At 52.6% G+C, this 16,890-nt stretch carries 16 protein-coding genes and 1 riboswitch; of the genes, 6 read left to right on the forward strand and 10 right to left on the reverse strand.

Going from position 1 to position 16,890, the window contains the following annotated elements; genetic code table 11:
- Positions 1–108: 108 nt before the first annotated feature.
- The 3 genes from ACLUXO_RS03565 to guaB form a co-directional block, all read right to left on the reverse strand.
- Positions 109–480 (reverse strand): type II toxin-antitoxin system HicB family antitoxin, encoded by a 372-nt coding sequence (locus ACLUXO_RS03565; RefSeq protein WP_412136340.1) that lies wholly within the window; start codon positions 478–480, stop codon positions 109–111.
- Positions 481–630: 150 nt separating this feature from the next.
- A complete protein-coding gene (gene guaA / locus ACLUXO_RS03570; RefSeq protein ID WP_412136341.1) occupies positions 631–2,184 on the reverse strand; it encodes a glutamine-hydrolyzing GMP synthase in 1,554 nt (517 codons plus the stop codon).
- Complete coding sequence (gene guaB, locus ACLUXO_RS03575; RefSeq protein ID WP_412136342.1) at positions 2,184–3,341, reverse strand: IMP dehydrogenase; 1,158 nt, start codon at positions 3,339–3,341, stop codon at positions 2,184–2,186. The genes guaA and guaB overlap by 1 nt, the downstream gene beginning before the upstream one ends.
- Before the next feature lie 189 nt (positions 3,342–3,530).
- Positions 3,531–3,628: riboswitch (purine riboswitch) on the forward strand.
- Between the two features lie 67 nt (positions 3,629–3,695).
- Here guaB and ACLUXO_RS03580 point away from each other — a divergent pair.
- Entirely contained in the window at positions 3,696–4,265 is a 570-nt protein-coding gene (locus tag ACLUXO_RS03580) for a xanthine phosphoribosyltransferase (protein ID WP_412136343.1), read from the forward strand.
- Between the two features lie 29 nt (positions 4,266–4,294).
- Complete coding sequence (locus ACLUXO_RS03585) at positions 4,295–5,587, forward strand: nucleobase:cation symporter-2 family protein (protein WP_412136344.1); 1,293 nt, start codon at positions 4,295–4,297, stop codon at positions 5,585–5,587.
- 69 nt (positions 5,588–5,656) lie between these two features.
- Here ACLUXO_RS03585 and ACLUXO_RS03590 read toward each other — a convergent pair whose 3' ends face one another.
- The 3 genes from ACLUXO_RS03590 to ACLUXO_RS03600 form a co-directional block, all read right to left on the reverse strand.
- Positions 5,657–6,016 carry a hypothetical protein gene (locus tag ACLUXO_RS03590; RefSeq protein WP_412136345.1) on the reverse strand — a complete coding sequence of 120 codons (360 nt, stop codon included), beginning with the start codon at positions 6,014–6,016 and terminating at the stop codon, positions 5,657–5,659.
- A complete protein-coding gene (locus ACLUXO_RS03595) occupies positions 6,009–7,316 on the reverse strand; it encodes a Y-family DNA polymerase (RefSeq protein WP_412136346.1) in 1,308 nt (435 codons plus the stop codon). The genes ACLUXO_RS03590 and ACLUXO_RS03595 overlap by 8 nt, the downstream gene beginning before the upstream one ends.
- Before the next feature lie 129 nt (positions 7,317–7,445).
- Positions 7,446–8,438, reverse strand: coding sequence for a GMP reductase (locus ACLUXO_RS03600; RefSeq protein ID WP_412136347.1), 993 nt, complete (start codon positions 8,436–8,438; stop codon positions 7,446–7,448).
- A 185-nt stretch (positions 8,439–8,623) separates the two neighbouring features.
- Here ACLUXO_RS03600 and ACLUXO_RS03605 point away from each other — a divergent pair, with 185 nt between their 5' ends.
- Positions 8,624–9,913, forward strand: a complete 1,290-nt coding sequence (locus tag ACLUXO_RS03605; protein WP_270447171.1) for an adenylosuccinate synthase — start codon at positions 8,624–8,626, stop codon at positions 9,911–9,913.
- A gap of 82 nt (positions 9,914–9,995) precedes the next feature.
- Here the strand turns inward: ACLUXO_RS03605 and greA are convergent, their stop codons facing one another.
- Positions 9,996–10,457 (reverse strand): transcription elongation factor GreA, encoded by a 462-nt coding sequence (gene greA, locus ACLUXO_RS03610; RefSeq protein WP_002877232.1) that lies wholly within the window; start codon positions 10,455–10,457, stop codon positions 9,996–9,998.
- A 226-nt stretch (positions 10,458–10,683) separates the two neighbouring features.
- Between greA and ACLUXO_RS03615 the strand changes: the two genes are divergently transcribed.
- The 3 genes from ACLUXO_RS03615 to ACLUXO_RS03625 all read left to right on the forward strand — a co-directional run bounded on the left by ACLUXO_RS03615 (position 10,684) and on the right by ACLUXO_RS03625 (position 13,885).
- Positions 10,684–11,109: an Hsp20/alpha crystallin family protein gene (locus tag ACLUXO_RS03615; RefSeq protein ID WP_412136348.1), complete on the forward strand. Its 426-nt coding sequence runs from the start codon at positions 10,684–10,686 to the stop codon at positions 11,107–11,109.
- Between the two features lie 96 nt (positions 11,110–11,205).
- A complete protein-coding gene (locus tag ACLUXO_RS03620; RefSeq protein ID WP_412136349.1) occupies positions 11,206–12,519 on the forward strand; it encodes a C1 family peptidase in 1,314 nt (437 codons plus the stop codon).
- Positions 12,520–12,571: 52 nt separating this feature from the next.
- Positions 12,572–13,885 carry a C1 family peptidase gene (locus ACLUXO_RS03625; RefSeq protein ID WP_412136350.1) on the forward strand — a complete coding sequence of 438 codons (1,314 nt, stop codon included), beginning with the start codon at positions 12,572–12,574 and terminating at the stop codon, positions 13,883–13,885.
- Positions 13,886–14,035: 150 nt separating this feature from the next.
- Here the strand turns inward: ACLUXO_RS03625 and ACLUXO_RS03630 are convergent, their stop codons facing one another.
- The 3 genes from ACLUXO_RS03630 to ACLUXO_RS03640 form a co-directional block, all read right to left on the reverse strand.
- The gene (locus ACLUXO_RS03630) at positions 14,036–14,719 is read right to left on the reverse strand and encodes a DUF975 family protein (RefSeq protein ID WP_412136351.1); all 684 of its coding nucleotides are present in this window, start codon (positions 14,717–14,719) and stop codon (positions 14,036–14,038) included.
- Between the two features lie 159 nt (positions 14,720–14,878).
- Positions 14,879–15,832 carry an ABC transporter ATP-binding protein gene (locus ACLUXO_RS03635; RefSeq protein WP_412136352.1) on the reverse strand — a complete coding sequence of 318 codons (954 nt, stop codon included), beginning with the start codon at positions 15,830–15,832 and terminating at the stop codon, positions 14,879–14,881.
- A 14-nt stretch (positions 15,833–15,846) separates the two neighbouring features.
- Positions 15,847–16,890, reverse strand: a complete 1,044-nt coding sequence (locus tag ACLUXO_RS03640) for an ABC transporter ATP-binding protein (RefSeq protein ID WP_270447167.1) — start codon at positions 16,888–16,890, stop codon at positions 15,847–15,849.

The following is a 16,890-nucleotide window of genomic DNA, read 5'->3' on the forward strand; positions in this document are numbered from 1 at the left end:
CCCACGTTTCCATATGTTAAGTATATATTAAAAAATAAAAAAGTTAAGTGAATTCTTTCATTTTTTACAACAAAAAACTACCCGGCAATAACCAGGTAGTTTACAACATCAAGCTCTATTTCTTTCTTCCAGCGCGTCATTCTTAGACAGCAAATAGACACAATATTGGTTCATGCTGACACCTTCGCGTTTAGAGTGTTCAGCAAGTGAGCGGTGCAGGCTCTTGGGAATCCGCAGCTTAAATTGCCCGGAATAGTCATCCAGAGATGCCGGCTCTGCTATCTCAATACCATCCTCCAGCGCGGCTTCCAGCCACGCTTTTTTAGCGTCCTCCGCGTTCTCCGCGGCAGCTTCTAGACTTTCCCCGCTAGTAATGCATCCAGGCAATTCTGGATAGCTGGCAACATAACCGCCTTCATCTGGATCAGGTACAAGTTCAAGTCTGTATGGAAGAGCCAGATAATCATCTATTGTCTTCATGCTTCGTTTCCTCCTCGACAACTTTGCGTACCATTTTTACACTATTCTATCTGGTGTCATATTTGGTGTCAAAAAATCCGCATTTTTCCACAAGAAAAAACTACCTGGCAATAACCAGGTAGTTTCCCTAGCGGAGAAAATTCCGCTTTTTTATTCGTATTCAATAGTTGCCGGCGGCTTGCTCGTCACGTCGTACAGTACGCGGTTAACCTGCTTAACTTCGTTGACGATCCGCACGGAGATCTTCTGCAGAACATCCCATGGAATCTGGGCAAAGTCAGCTGTCATCCCGTCAATTGACGTAACGGCCCGGATGCAGACAGCGTAGTCGTAAGTCCGGCCGTCACCCATGACCCCGACGCTCCGCATCCCTGGCAAAGCAACAAAGTATTGCCAAATGCTTTCCTGCAAGCCAGCGTTCTTGACTTCTTCCCGCAAGATCGCGTCCGCGTCCCGGACGATCCGCAGCTTCTCTTCAGTGATCTCCCCGATCACCCGGATAGCCAGGCCAGGACCTGGGAACGGCTGCCGCCATACCAAGTCATGTGGCAGACCCAGCTTTTCACCCAAGACCCGGACTTCGTCCTTGAACAATTGCCGCAGCGGTTCAATCAGCTTGAACTGCATGTCTTCCGGCAAGCCCCCGACATTGTGGTGGCTCTTGATCGTGTGGGCCGTGTCGGTCCCTGATTCAATCACGTCAGTGTACAAGGTCCCTTGGGCCAGGAACTTGGCGTCCTTGATCTTCTTGGCTTCGTCATTGAAGACTTGCACGAATTCGTTGCCGATGATCTTCCGCTTCTTTTCTGGGTCGGTTACCCCGGCCAGCTTGGACATGAAGCGGTCCTTAGCATCAACTCTGACGATGTTTACGCCCAGCCCTTCCTTAAGAGCGGCCATAACTTCATCGCTTTCGTTCTTTCTAAGCAAGCCGTGGTCGACAAAAATCGCCGTCAATTGGCTGCCGATTGCCTTGTGCAAAAGGGTAGCCGTAACGCTGGAGTCAACCCCGCCGGAGATCCCCAGGATCACATTAGCGTCGCCGACTTCTTCTCTGATTGAGTCAACAGACAGCTTGATAAAGTCGTCCATGGTCCAGTTGTCCTTGGCCCCGCAGACGTCAAAGGCAAAGCGGCGCAGAATGTCCAAGCCGTATTCTGAGTTGCGGACTTCAGCGTGGAACTGGATTGCGTAGAACTTCCGGGCTGGGTCAGCCATGGAAGCGATCGGGCAGTTCTTGCTTGAAGCCAGAACTTCAAAGCCTTCTGGCACCTTGGTTACCAAGTCCCCGTGGCTCATCCAGACAACCTGCTTTTCTGGCAGGCCCTTGTAAAGCGGGCTGTCAGCTTCCTTGACTTCGATGTGGGCTGAGCCGTATTCAGCTTCCCCGGCCTTTTCAACCGTCCCGCCCAGCTTCTGGGTCATCAGTTGCATCCCGTAGCAGATACCCAAGATCGGAATCCCCAGTTCAAAAATTTCCGGGTCAACGTCCAGGGCGTTTTCATCATAAACTGAGTTCGGGCCGCCGGAGAAGATGATCCCCTTAGGAGCGATCTGCTTCACTTCTTCTGCCGTAATCGTGTGCGGCAAAAGTTCTGAGTAGATGCCAAAGTCACGGATCCGGCGGGTGATCAATTGGTTGTACTGGCTGCCGAAGTCCAGGACGATGATCTTGTCAAAATTGCTTAAGTCGATTTTTGCCATTAGAAGTCGATGCCTCCGTAGTTAGGTGCGGCCTTGCTCATCATCACGTCGTGCGGGTGGGATTCACGCAGGCCGGCGTTTGAAATGCGGACGAATTGGGCGGTTTCAATCAGCTTGTCGATGTTTTCAGCCCCGCAGTAGCCCATACCGGACCGCAGGCCACCAAGGATCTGGTAAACAACGTTGCTTACCGTACCCTTGTAGGAAACAACAGCTTCGATGCCTTCTGGCACCAGCTTGTTGGCTTCGTTCACGCCGCCTTGGAAGTAACGGTCGCTTGAGCCGTGCTGCTGGGACATGGCGCCAACTGACCCCATACCACGGTAGGACTTAACCAGACGACCGTCAGCACCTTGCTGCACGTCCCCTGGAGCTTCTTCAGTACCTGACAGCATGGAGCCCAGCATAACCGCGTTGCCGCCGGCAGCCAAAGCCTTAACCACGTCACCTGAGTACTTGATCCCGCCGTCAGCGATGATCGGCTTGCCAAATTCCCGGGCTACGTCAGCCGCGTCGTAAATAGCAGTCAATTGCGGCACGCCGACACCGGCAACCACTCTGGTGGTGCAGATTGAGCCAGGCCCGATACCAACCTTGACTACGTCAACGCCAGCTTCAAACAAGGCCCGGGTGCCTTCAGCAGTTGCCACGTTGCCGGCAATCAAAGTGTTGTGCGGGAAGTGGTCGCGGATTTCCTTGATCTTGCGCAAAACGCCCGCTGAGTGGCCGTGGGCCGTGTCGATGACGATCGCGTCAGCACCGGCTTCAAACAGGGCTTCTGCTCTTTCAAAAGTGTCGCTGGTTACGCCGACAGCAGCAGCTACCAAGAGCTTGCCATCCTTGTCAACGGCAGCGTGGGTGTCTTCGGCAGTTACCGGAGTGTTCTTAGCCAGACGGACTTCGTCAGCTTGCGCTTGAATTGAAAGGTTCTTGTGGACTACCCCAAGGCCACCCATCTTGGCCATGGCTGCCGCCATTCTGCCTTCGGTCACCGTGTCCATCCCAGCGGAGATCAAAGGAATGTTCAGCTTCAAGTTTGGTGCCAGCTGGGTTGACAAGTCAACTTCGTTCGGCAGAACGTGACTTTCAGCTGGAATCAAGAGCACGTCGTCAAAAGTAATACCTTCTTTAGCAAATTTGGTTTCCCACAAAGACATGATTTCATCCTTTCAAACAATCGTTGATACTTTTTAATTAATCAACTTTACACGTTTTTCACCGCCAGGTCAACAAAAAGCGAATCTTTCACTAATTTTTTTAATCTTTTAGGACTTTTTGCGCCAGATTAGCAATTTTTCAGCGAATCCGATTGAATTAATTCGGTTTTTGCTGTAAGATTTAGCAATAACTTAACAAATGTTTCTGCTTATATATCGCTGCAATACGGGCAGCAGTCTCTACCCGGAGCCGTAAACTCCGGACTATAGGTGAAGAAGGGCCGGGATTGCCGGCGCGGCTTCTTTTGCCTAGTTTGGTAAAAGGAGCCTTTTTCTTTTCTCGGAAGGAGTCACATGGAACTTTTAGAAGAACGCATTAAGAAGGATGGCGTCGTTTTACCAGGCGACGTCTTGAAGGTCAACTCATTCTTGAACCACCAGATCGATCCCCAATTGATGATGACCCTGGGTCAGGAATTCGCCCGCCTCTTCAAGGATGCTGGCGTCACCCGGGTCCTTACCGCTGAAGCCAGCGGGATCGCTCCCGGCATCATGGCTGCCTACTGCCTGGGCGTGCCGATGGTCTTTGCCAGAAAGAAGAAGCCTTCAACCGTCACTGACGCCGTCTACACCGCGGAAGTCTTCTCCTACACCAAGCAAGTGACCAACACCATTTCTGTTGAAGCCAAGTTCCTTGATGCCAATGACCGCATCTTAGTCATCGATGACTTCCTGGCCAACGGCGAAGCAGCCAAGGGCCTGATCTCCCTGGCTGAACAAGCCGGCGCTGAAGTAGTCGGCGTGGGCGTTGTCGTGGAAAAGGCCTTCCAGGGCGGCCACGACTGGCTGGTTGACCATGGCTACCACCTGGAAGCTTTGGCCAGCATCAAGGAATTCGCCGACGGGCAAGTCATCTTCAATTAATTTTTGACAGTGGGAGTTATTTACTAAAAATGGATCAAACACAAGAACCTTCACAAGGCCGCTCTTTCGTCCTGGGCCTGCAGCACCTTTTGGCCATGTACTCCGGGGCCGTGGCGGTCCCAATCCTGATCGGCAATGCCCTGCACTTTAACTCAGAGCAATTGACCTACCTGGTCTCCATCGACATCTTCATGTGCGGCCTGGCCACCCTCTTGCAGCTGATGCGCAACCGCTACTTCGGGATCGGCCTGCCAGTCGTTTTAGGCTGCGCCATCCAGGCTGTTGCTCCTTTGGAAATGATCGGGCAGAAGTACTCCATCGGCACCATGTACGGATCAATCATCGTGGCCGGGGTCTTCGTCTTCCTCATCGCCGGAGTCTTTTCCAAAATCAAAAAGCTCTTCCCGCCAGTTGTCACCGGGACCTTGATCACCACTATCGGCTTGACCTTGATCCCGGTCGGCATCCAGAACCTGGGCGGCGGGTCAGCCACTGCCAAGGACTTCGGTGACCCGAAGAACCTCCTGGTCGGCTTCGTCACTATCTTAGTGATCGTGGCTCTGCAAGCCTTCGCCAAGGGCTTCATCGCCTCAATCTCCGTCTTGATCGGCCTCATCGTCGGCACTCTCCTGGCCGCCTGCCTGGGCATGGTTTCTTTGACCCCGGTTTCTGAAGCTGCCTGGCTGCACTTCCCGCAGTTCTTCTACTTCGGCTTGCCGAAGTTTGAATGGTCATCCAGCTTGACTATGATGATCATCGCCCTGGTCTCCATGGTTGAATCAACCGGCGTCTTCTTCGCCTTAGGCGACCTCTTAGGCAAGGACATCACGGAAGATGACCTCAAGCGGGGCTACCGGGCTGAAGGGCTGGCCCAGATTTTCGGCGGCCTCTTCAACACCTTCCCTTACACCACCTTCTCCCAGAACGTCGGCCTCCTGCAATTATCCGGCATCCGGTCCAAGCGGCCGATCTACTGGGCAGCCGGCCTCTTGATGGCCATGGGCCTTTTGCCAAAAGTCGGCGCCCTGGTCACCATCATGCCAACGGCCGTTTTAGGCGGGGCCATGGTGGTCATGTTCTCCTCCATCGCCGTACAAGGGATCAAGATGCTGCTCAAGGTCGACTTCAGCGACAACCATAACCTCTTGATCGTGGCCATCTCCCTGGGTCTGGGCTTAGGCGTTTCCGTCTACCCAACCATCTTCCAGGCTCTGCCAAGTGAACTGCAGCTTTTCCTGGAAAACGGGATCGTCATCGCCTCAATCTCTTCCGTCCTTTTGAACTTGATCTTCAAGGGCAAAAAGGGCCTCGACGAAAAATAACTTTTGCAATTAAACACAGATAAACATCAGAAGCCTCCTTCACCATGAAGCGGGGCTTCTTTTTTATCCTTAATCACTTAAAAGCAGGACGCAGCGCAAGTCGTCTAGCGCAATAGCCTTGTCGCCAATCACCACCTTGTCTTCCACGTAGCCCCGGACAAAGCCAACTATTTCCTCCGGCCGGTCTCCGTTTTCATCCACTTCCTTCAGCTGGACGGCCACCGGGTGCTGGTTGCCAAAAGCGGCTCCCAGCACTTTCCCGCACTCTTCCCTGCTCATTTCCGCCCGGTCGGGCACGCTTTTCTGCCTTGTCTCTTTATTGATCCTGGCCGTGTGGTCACTTAGGAAAAAGCCCGCCCACTTCTTCATCCCCCGGTCCTGATAATGGGCGAAAAAATCCGTCACCCGCTGGTCAAACTCCTTACTCATAGGCGTTGCCCCCATTGTGGCCGCCGACCAAGCGGCTTCTGGCAATTGCCGTGGCCCCTGGCAAAAGGCTGGAAGCTCTGACGACACTGGCAAAACCATACTTCTTCCGTAATTTGTCGACCACCTGATCCCGCTTCTGCTGCTTGATCTGCTCGGCTGGCGGCAGGAAAAAGGTCAGCTGCTGGCAGCCGGCCGGCGCTAAATTGCTGTAGGTCACCCCCAGCCGTCTGACCGCCTGCCCCCGCCACTTTCTTCTGAAAAGGGCCCAGAGCTTGGCCACCAAATCGCTGGAAATATCAGTCGGCGTGATCTTCTCTTGAATGCTGAAGCCAGCTGGATCTGCCTCGTAGTCAGCGTAACCGACATAAAGGCTGACCCGGCCAGCCAGTAGATGCTGGGCCCGGATTCTGGCCGCGACCTGGTCGCCGATTTCCTGAATGACGATCTCAATTTCCCGCTGGTCTTCATAGTCCCGGTTCAAGATTTGGGAGTTTCCGTAGCTTTTGCTTTTGGGCCGGTACTTCTGCTTGATGATGCTCCGGTCCACCCCCCAGCTCATGGCAAAAAGCTGGTCGCCGATCACTCCGAACTCCTTCTTCAAAACAGCCGGATCGCTGTGGGCCAGGTCATACATGTTGTTGATCCCCAGCCGGCGCAGGCGGTTGGCCGTCTTGACATTGATCCCCCAAACGTCTTCCAGCTTGGGAATCTTCCAGATAGTATCGGGCACGTCAATATAGTGCCAGCAGGCAATCATCGAAGTCCGGTGCTTGGCGGAAATGTCCATGGCCAGCTTGGCCAAAAGGGGGTTCTCCCCAATCCCGCAAGTCGTGTACAGGCCCAGGCTGTCGTGAATGTCTTTTTGAATCTTCCGGGCCACCAGATAAAGGTCATCCCCAAACAGGTGCCAGGACTCAGTCATATCGATCATGCTTTCATCGATCGAATAGACATGGATATCCTCATCTGCCGCGTACTTGCGGAAAATCTGCAAAACCTCCATGCTTCGCTTGATGTAAAGATTCATATGCGGCTCAACCAGCATCAGGTCCGGGGCCTGGTCTTTAGGCGGCAAGTCTCTGGCCCGCATGACATTGCTCAAGCCGTACTTTTTCTTGGCTAAAGGCGAGGCAGCCATAATCAAGCCTGACCCCCAGTCAGTCCCCGCCTGCTGGGACACGACGGCTAAAGCGACTTCCATCGGGTTCAAGCCCAGGCGCAGGGCCTCGCAGGAGGCATAGAAAGATTTGTTGTCGATCATGAAAATAACCCGGTGGGGCTCATAGCGGTAATCGTACATCAAAATCCACTTCTTTCTTGAACGTTTGTTCTAATAAATTATATCGAACTTTTGTTCTGAAAAGCAAGCGAACAGAAAATAAAAGCAAAAATAAAAAGAGGCCTCAGCCTCTTTTTACAAAAATTCAGTTTAATAGTCGCCGTTCATGATCGTGTTCTTAACGATCACGTAGTCGACCCGCTTGATTGATTCCAGGTCCCGGCCACCAGCATAAGAGATGGAAGACTGCAGGTCTTCCTTCATTTCTTCCAAGGTGTCAGCGATGCTGCCCCGGTAAGGGACCAGCATCTGCTTGCCTTCAACGTTGCGGTAGGCGCCCTTTTGCACTTCACTGGCTGAACCCCAGTACTGCTTGTAAGTCTTGCCGTCGATCTTGATCATGTTGCCCGGGGACTCTTCATGCCCGGCCAGCATTGACCCGATCATGACCATGCTGGCCCCGAAGCGGACAGACTTGGCGATGTCACCGTTGTGGCGGATCCCCCCGTCAGCGATTAAAGGCTTTCTGGCCACCTTGCTGCACATTCTGAGGGCAGCCAGCTGCCAGCCGCCAGTCCCGAAACCGGTCTTGAGCTTGGTGATGCAGGCCTTGCCCGGGCCAACCCCGACCTTGGTAGCGTCCGCGCCGGCATTTTCCAGTTCCCGGACGGCTTCCGGCGTTGCCACGTTGCCGGCCGTCAGGAAGGTATCCGGCATTTTTTCCTTAATGTACTTGATCATGTCGATCACGTAGACTGAGTGCCCGTGAGCCACGTCGATCGTGGTGTATTCCGGGATCAAGTCCTTTTCCACCAGTTCGTCGATGAAGTCATATTCATCGTCTTTGATGCCGACGGAAATCGATGCAAAAAGTCCCTTCTCATGCATCATCTTGATGAAGTCGGCCCGCTTTTCGGGCTGGAAGCGGTGCATGACATAGTAATAGCCATTTTGGGCCAGCCAGATTGCCAGGTCTTCGTCAATGACGCTTTCCATGTTGGCGGGAACGACTGGGATCTTGAAAGTTCGGTTTCCAAACTTGACGCTCGTGTCGCATTCCTTCCGGCTCTTCACGATGGCCTTGTTGGGCACCAGTTGGATATCATCATAGTCAAAAGCTTCCATGCTGAAATAATTGCTCATTTTTTGCCAGCTCCTTTTTTAAAGTACCTTTGATACTTTACTGACATTTCTCTTAAAAGTCAAGACTTATTCGAACCATTCACGAACGTTCTAAAAATATTATTCGGATTTCCTGTTGACTAATTGTCCGGTAAATGCTAACCTTTCTAACGTAAGTTCTACGAAATATTTTTTGAGGTGAAAAAATGACATCAATCGCAGTTGTCGGCAGCCAATGGGGCGACGAAGGCAAGGGTAAGATTACAGACTTTTTAGGAACGACGGCAGACCTGTCAGTTCGCGCTAACGGCGGTAACAACGCTGGCCACACGATCGACTTTGACGGCAAGGAATTCAAGATGCGCTTGATTCCATCCGGGATCTTCGCGGCTAAACTGGGCGCCGTGATCGGCAACGGGGTGGTTATCAACCCTGAAGTCCTCCTGGGCGAACTGGACAACTTGGAAAAGAGCGGGATCGACACCAGCAACTTGAAGATCTCCAACCGCGCTCACGTCATCATGCCTTACCACGTAATGCAAGACACTTATGAAGAAGAAGCCAAGGGCAGCCTGAAGGTCGGCACCACCAAGAACGGGATCGGGCCAACTTACATGGACAAGGCTTCCAGAATCGGCATCCGGGTTTGCGACCTGATCGATCCGGAAACTTTTGCGGAAAAACTCCGCTTCAACCTGGAAAGCAAGAACGCCCTCTTCACCAAGGTTTACGGCAAGCCAGCCATGGACTTTGACGAAATCTACAACAAGTACGTTGAATACGGCAAGCGGATCGCCAAGTACGTTTGCGACACTTCCCTCTACGTCAACGACGCCCTGGACAAGGACGAAAAGGTCCTCTTTGAAGGTGCCCAAGGGATCATGCTGGACATCGACCAGGGTACCTACCCATTCGTAAGTTCCTCTAACTCAGTTTCCGGCGGGATCGCTTCCGGCAGCGGGATCGGGGCCAACCGGATCAAGACTGTCCTGGGCATCTGCAAGGCCTACACTACCAGAGTTGGTGCCGGCCCGTTCCCAACTGAACTGCACGATGAAACCGGCGACAAGATCCGGGACATCGCCCACGAATACGGTACTGTTACTGGCCGTCCGCGCCGGGTTGGCTGGTTTGACTCAGTTGCCCTCCGTCACGCTAAGCGCGTAGCCGGCATCAACGCCTTGAGCTTGAACCTGCTGGACGTCTTCAGCGGCTTTGACAAGATCAAGATCTGCGTGGCCTACGACTTAAACGGCAAGCAAATTGACTACTACCCAGCCAGCTTGAAGGAAGTTGAAGCCTGCCAGCCAGTTTACGAAGAACTGCCAGCCTGGGAAGAAGACATCACCGGCGCCAAGAGCTGGGAAGACCTGCCAGAAAAGGCCCAGGCCTTCGTCAAGCGGATCAGTGAAATCACTGGCATCCCTGTCGTGACTGTTTCTGTCGGCCCAGACCGGGAACAAACCATCGTTTTGCAAGACCCATGGACCCTGTAAGACGGTAAAAAATATTAACACAAAAACCGTTTCGCCTGGCGAAACGGTTTTTTCTTATCTATATATTTTCTTCTGCTGTTTGCTACTTGACCGACAAAATGGTCACTTCATAGTCCCCCATCGGGGCTTCAACCGTCACCCGGTCTCCGGCCTTGTGCTTCATCAAAGCGTGGCCCAAAGGCGAATCAAAGGGCAGTTTCCCGTCCCCTACGGCCTCTTCCATCCGGCCGACGATCCGGTATTCTTCAACTTCCTGGTCGTCTTCATAGCGGATTTCCACCTGCTTGCCCAGGTTGACCTTGCCGTCGTTGACCGTTTCGATGACTTCCGCGTATTTCAGCTGCTTGTTCAAGTAGCGGACCCGGCTGTCCAGGTGGCGGAGTTCTCTTTTCGCGGTTGAATATTCAGTGTTTTCAGACAAGTCGCCCAGGGCCCGGGCCTCCTTCAGGTTCTGCACCCGGCGGGGCCGGTCCGCCTTCAAGGCCGCGATCTCGTCTTCAATCTGCTTGTAGCCCTCGGGGGTCATTTTCTGATAATATACCATGCTTGCCAGTCGCCTTTCACTTCCATTTTTAAATCATTATAGCCCGCCCAGGCTTTTTTGCCAAAAAATTTATTTAGCAGTCAAAAAAGTTGAGTGCTAAATACGCCATTTTTCCCAAAAGGGACTATAATATAGTTGTCGGGAAAGAAAGCGGCTCCACCGCTTCTCTCCCCGCCTCTGTTTGTAAAAGGCATTTGAATAATTTGTTGAAGGGAAGTTTTAGATTATGACTAATGATTTAATGAACCGTTACAACGACTTGTTCGATCACATGGGCGGCTGGCTTGACAACTCCAAGGACTTCTTGGACAGCCACGCTTTCAGAAACATTTTGCAATCAGACCTTGCTGAAGATGAGCACGAATACACCCTCAAGGTCGACGTACCGGGGATGAGCAAGGATGATATCCACCTCTCCTACACTGACGGGATTTTGACGATTTCCGGCCACCGCAGCACTTTCAAGGATGACAGCGACAAGAAGAAGAACCTCCTGCGCCAGGAACGCAGCGAAGGGTCAGTTTCCAGAAGCTTCAGCCTGCCGAACGTTGACAAGAAAGGCATCAGCGCCAAGCTTGACGGGGGCGTTTTGACGGTTACCCTGCCAAAGGCCGCTCCAGAAGAAAACGAAGACACGATTACTATCGAATAAGCTCAGAGTGCTTAGAGAAGCCCGCGAGGGCTTCTTTTTTTGTCCTCTTTAGCGTAAGATTATTCTGTAATCATCTATTGCTAAAGGAGATTTTTCATGTCACACGAATTAAGCCCCCAGCTGCTGGAGTCCTTCAGCCGGGACTTCAACGCTGATCCTAAAAATCAAGTAATTTCCCGGGCCGCCAGACGCAGCGGCCTCTTGGAAGCAGCCTACAACCCGGCCGTCAGCCAGCGGTTGAACCGGACTTTTTCCATCGAGCTGGACACTGACAATGTCACCAACCAGCAGCAATCCGGCCGCTGCTGGCTCTTTTCAACCTTGAACGTGGTCCGGCACAATTTTGGCAAGGCCAACAAGGCTAAGAACTTCACCTTCTCCCAGAGCTACAACTTCTTCTGGGACAAGATTGAACGGGCCAACTACTTCTACGACCGGATCATTGCTACAGCTGACCGGCCTTTAGATGACCGGACGGTCCGCGGCTACTTTGACTGGTGCCAGACTGATGGCGGCCAGTGGCACATGGCGGCTTCCCTCATCTCCAAATACGGGGTAGTGCCAACTTACGCCATGCCGGAAAGCTTCAACAGCAACCACAGCCAGGCTTTGGACACGGTTTTGGCCGACAAGGAAAGAAAAGACGCTTTGACCCTGCGCCGGCTGGCGCAAGCAGGCGACCAGGAAAAGCTGGAAGCGGCCCGGACCGACTTTTTAAGCCAGATCTACCGGATCATGGCTACGGCCTTAGGTGAACCGCCGAAGACTTTTGACCTGGAATTCAGAGACGACGACAAGAACTACCACTTGGACAAGGGCTTGACTCCGGTTCAGTTCTACCAAAAGTACTGCGCGACCGACCTGGACGACTATGTGGTTTTGGCGAATGCCCCAGACCATGAAATGAACCGGGTCTTGCACCTGGGCTTTGAAGACAACATTAAGGGCGGCTACCCTAACCTCTTTATCAACGTGCCGATGGAATACCTAGAAGACGCGGCGATTGCCCAGCTGAAGGACGGGGAAGCTGTTTGGTTCGGCAATGATGTTGGCCGGCAGATGGACCGCAAGACCGGCTTCATGGACCTGGATCTCTACCAGCTGGACCAGCTTTTGGACATTGACAGCCACTTGTCCAAGGCTGACCGCCTGGCGACCGGGATCGGGGAATCTTCCCACGACATGGCCCTGGTCGGCGTTGACGTGGACGGCGGGCAAGTCCGGCAATGGAAGGTGGAAAACTCATGGGGCGACAAGTCCGGGGAAAAGGGCTACTTCACCATGAGCGCTGACTGGTTCAGAGAATACACCTACGAGGTCGCCGTGCAAAAGAAGCACGTGCCAGCTGAAATCCTGGACCTGCTCAAGAGCCAGCCGATCGAACTTGATCCTTGGGATTCCTTGATTTAAGCAGGTATGTTAACATTGACTTATTAATATTAAAACAAAAGGAGAAAAAAACATGAGTCATGAATTAACTCTGCAGGAATTGGCAGAATTCAGCGCCAATTTCAATGCTGACCCGAAGAACCAAGTCATCGCCCGCGCTGCCGCCAGAAGCGGGGTTCTGGAAGCTTCCTACAACGAACGCGTGGCTGGCCGCTTGACCCGGGTCTTTTCAACTGAATTGCCAACGGACAACGTCACCAACCAAAAGCAGTCCGGCCGCTGCTGGCTTTTCTCAACCTTGAACGTCTTGCGCCACAACTTCGGCGCCAAGCACAAGGCCAAGAACTTCACCCTGTCCCAAAGCTACAACTTCTTCTGGGACAAGCTGGAAAGAGCCAACCTCTTCTATGAAAAAGTGATCGAAACCGCTGATAAGCCATTAGATGACCGGGAAGTCCGCAGCTACTTCGACTTCGCCGGCCACGACGGCGGCCAATGGCACATGGCCATCTCTTTGGTCAAGAAGTACGGTGTCGTGCCAAGCTACGTTATGCCGGAAAGCTTCAACACTTCCGCTACTGACGGCTTGGCCAGCGCCCTGGCTGACAAGGAAAGAAAAGACGCCCTGGCCTTGCGCCGCCTGGCTCAAGCAGGTGACCAGGAAGGGCTGGAAAAGGCCCGCAAGACCTTCTTAAACGAAATCTACCGGATGGTCGCCATCGCCGTTGGTGAACCGCCAAAGACTTTTGACCTGGAATACAGAGACGACGACAAGAACTACCACCTGGAAAAGAACTTAACCCCAGTCTCCTTCTTCAACAAGTACTTTGACGTCGACCTGGACGACTACGTGGTCTTGACCAACGCCCCAGACCACGAATACGGCAAGCTCTACCACCTGGGTGCTGAAGACAACGTTGAAGGCGGCAGCCCGATCCTCTTCTTGAACGTGCCGATGGAATACCTGGAACAAGCCGCTGTTGCCCAATTAAAGGACGGGGAAGCTGTCTGGTTCGGCAACGACGTCCTGCGCCAAATGGACCGCAAGACCGGCTACCTGGACACTGACCTCTACAAGCTGGAAGACCTCTTTGCCGTCGACCTTAGCCTGTCCAAGGCTGACCGCCTGGCAACCGGCGTTGGTGAAGTTTCCCACGCCATGACCCTGGTCGGGGTTGACGAAGATAAGGGCGACATCCGCCAATGGAAGGTGGAAAACTCCTGGGGCGACAAGTCCGGGGAAAAGGGCTTCTTCGTCATGAGCCACAACTGGTTCAAGGAATACGTCTACGAAGTCGTTGTCCACAAGAAATACTTGACCAAGGACCAACAAGAGTTGCTCTCTTCAACTCCTGTTGAACTTGCTCCTTGGGACTCATTAGCCTAATGGGTACGCTGATTATCATCGGCCTGATCTCGCTCGTCATGCTGGGCCTGGTCATTGCCGCCCTTCACCGGGATTAAACACGAAAAAGCCGCTCAGTTCTCTAACAGAACTTGAGCGGTTTTTTCATGTAATTTTGCTTTAGACTAAAACTTAATCCTTGCTCTTAAACTGGTCGCCGGCCAAAGTCCGGTAGAACTCAGCGTGAGCCGCGTTGTAGTAAGGCACCAGCCAGAGAAAGCCGATCCCCAAGGACAAGGCGGCCAAAATGTACCAGCCGATAAAGCTCAATTCGAAGACGAACAGTTCCCACTTGTGCCCATTCATCAACTCCCGGCTCTTAGTAATAGCTTCAGTTGGCGCTGGTTCCTTGCCCGCATCCAGCATGTCCTTCAAGATATACGGCGCCATGGCGTAGCTGAGGGCCTTGATGATCCCTGGAATAACCAGCAGCAGAGTCCACATGGCAGTAAAGAACATGGTCAAGAAGGTGGTTAAAAAGGTCGGCAGAAAGCGGCTGTTGGTAAAGCCGGAAAAAATCCCGGTGAAGATATTAGTCTTCTCATCCTTGTCGACCAGGTGCAGGTAGGTATAGGTTACCCCGGCAACGATCAAGGCGCTTAACAGTGAGCCAACTACGCTCGTGCTTACTGAAACGACACTGAGGTCAGTCCCCTGCACGGCCGTAAAGCCAGCCGGCACCCCGTTGAAAATCCCGGAGAAGACAGCGGTCATGAAAGTCAGGCCAACTGCCCAGCCCCACTTGCCTTTTAACTTACTCTTAGCCGCGGCCTTCAAGGCCGAGCGGTCAATTGTTACATTTGCATTTTCCATCATAAATACCCCCTAATTCGCGAGCTGCCCGCAGGCAGTACTGTTATCTTGCCATAATTATATCATAGACAGGTTATCCTGATCAGTAAAAAAGAACGCAAAAAAACGCAAAACAAAAAAGAGAGCTCGCTGGAGCTCTCTTTTTTTATTTGCTTTATCAAACTACTTTTCGTAGCTTTGGGCAACCTTTTCGTAGTAGGCAACTTCATCGTCAGTACACTTAACAAAGTGGCCTGGACGGATTTCGTGCATGGACCGTTGGTCGTCCTTGCCATCGCCTTCGAACTTGCCGTATTCGTAGTCGATCCGCTTCCGGGACCGTTCGATTTCCGGGTCTGGTTGCGGTACGGCAGAGATCAAACTCTTGGTGTAGTCGTGCAGCGGGTGGTCGTAAACTTCGTCAGCATCGCCGACTTCCAGCAGCTTACCGTAGTGCATAACCCCGATCCGGTCAGAGATGAACTTAACCATGGACAAGTCGTGGGCGATGAAGAGGTAAGTCAAGTCACGTTCCTTCTTCAAGTCGATCATCAAGTTGACAACCTGGGCTTGAATGGACACGTCCAAGGCTGAAATAGGTTCGTCGGCCACGATGAACTTCGGTTCAACGGCCAGGGCCCGGGCGATCCCGATTCTTTGCCGCTGACCACCGGAGAATTCGTGTGGGAAACGGGAAGCGTGGTTACGGTTCAAACCAACCGTTTCCAGCAGGTCTTCGACCCGCTTGCGCCGTTCCGCCTTGTCCTTAACCAAGTGGTGGATGTCCAGCCCTTCCGCGATAATGTCTTCAACCGTCATTCTTGGGTTAAGGGAAGCGTATGGGTCCTGGAAGATCATCTGCGCGTCGCGGCGGAAAGCCAATTGCTCGTCGCGGCCATGCAGCTTGGTCACATCCTTGCCTTCAAAGAGGACTTCACCGGCCGTTGGCTTGTACAGCTGCAAAATTGACCGGCCAGTGGTGGTCTTACCAGAACCTGATTCACCAACCAGGCCGAAGACTTCACCTTCATAGATGTCGAAGCTGACGTCGTCGACACCCTTGGTGACGGTGCGTCCGTTCTTGAAGTATTGCTTCAAGTGCTTGACCTCTAAAATCTTTTTTCTTTCTTCTGGCATATTCTGCTTCTCCTTTAATCCTTGTCAGCTGCTTGCAGTTCCTTGTAGTGTTCCCAGCGACGCACGATTTCATCAGGCGGAGTAACCTTTGGCGCGTCTGGGTGCAGGAGCCAGGTAGCAGCTTGGTGGGTTTCTGAAACCTTGAAGAACGGCGGCTTCATTTGCGCGTCGATCTTCATCGCGTACTTGTTTCTCGGGGCAAATGGGTCGCCCTTTGGCGGATCAAGCAAGTCTGGCGGGGTCCCTGGAATTGATTCCAGCTTTTCACTGGTCAGGGTCGGCATGGAGTTGATCAAGCCCCAAGTGTAAGGGTGTTGTGGGTTGTAGAAGATTTCGTCAACCGTCCCCTTTTCCAAAAATTCCCCGGCGTACATAACGTTAACGCGGTCAGCCATCCCGGCAACGACACCCAAGTCGTGGGTGATGAAGATGATGGAAGTCTTGACTCTCTTTTGCAAGTCCTTCATCAAGTCCAGGATTTCAGCTTGCACAGTAACGTCCAAGGCAGTGGTTGGTTCGTCGGCCAAAAGGATTTCCGGTTCACAGATCAAGGCAATGGCGATAACGATTCTTTGCCGCATACCACCAGAGAATTGGTGCGGGTATTGGTTGATTCTTTCTTCAGCATTCGGAATACCAACGGCCTTCATCATTTCCAAGGCCTTAGCCCAGGCTTCCTTCTTGGAAGCGCCCTTGTGCTTGATCAATGGTTCAGCAATCTGCTGGCCGATCTTCATGGTCGGGTCCAAAGAAGTCATTGGGTCCTGGAAGATCATGGCGATCTGGTTACCACGGATCTGTTGCCATTCCTTTTCGGAAATCTTCAGCAGGTCCTTGCCGTGGAAGAGGATTTGCCCGCCCATGATCTGGGAGTTCTTGGCCAAAAGGCCGATGATGCTCCGGGTAGTAACGGACTTGCCTGAACCGGATTCACCAACGATCGCTAAAGTTTCACCTTCATCAAGGTGGAATGAAACGTCACGAATGGCCTTAACTTCACCAGCGTAAGTGTGAAAGTCAATCTTTAAGTTTTTAACGTCTAAAATTCTATTTGCCAT

It is taken from the genome of Lactobacillus delbrueckii subsp. bulgaricus (genome assembly GCF_046938665.1).
GTDB lineage: Bacteria > Bacillota > Bacilli > Lactobacillales > Lactobacillaceae > Lactobacillus > Lactobacillus delbrueckii_C.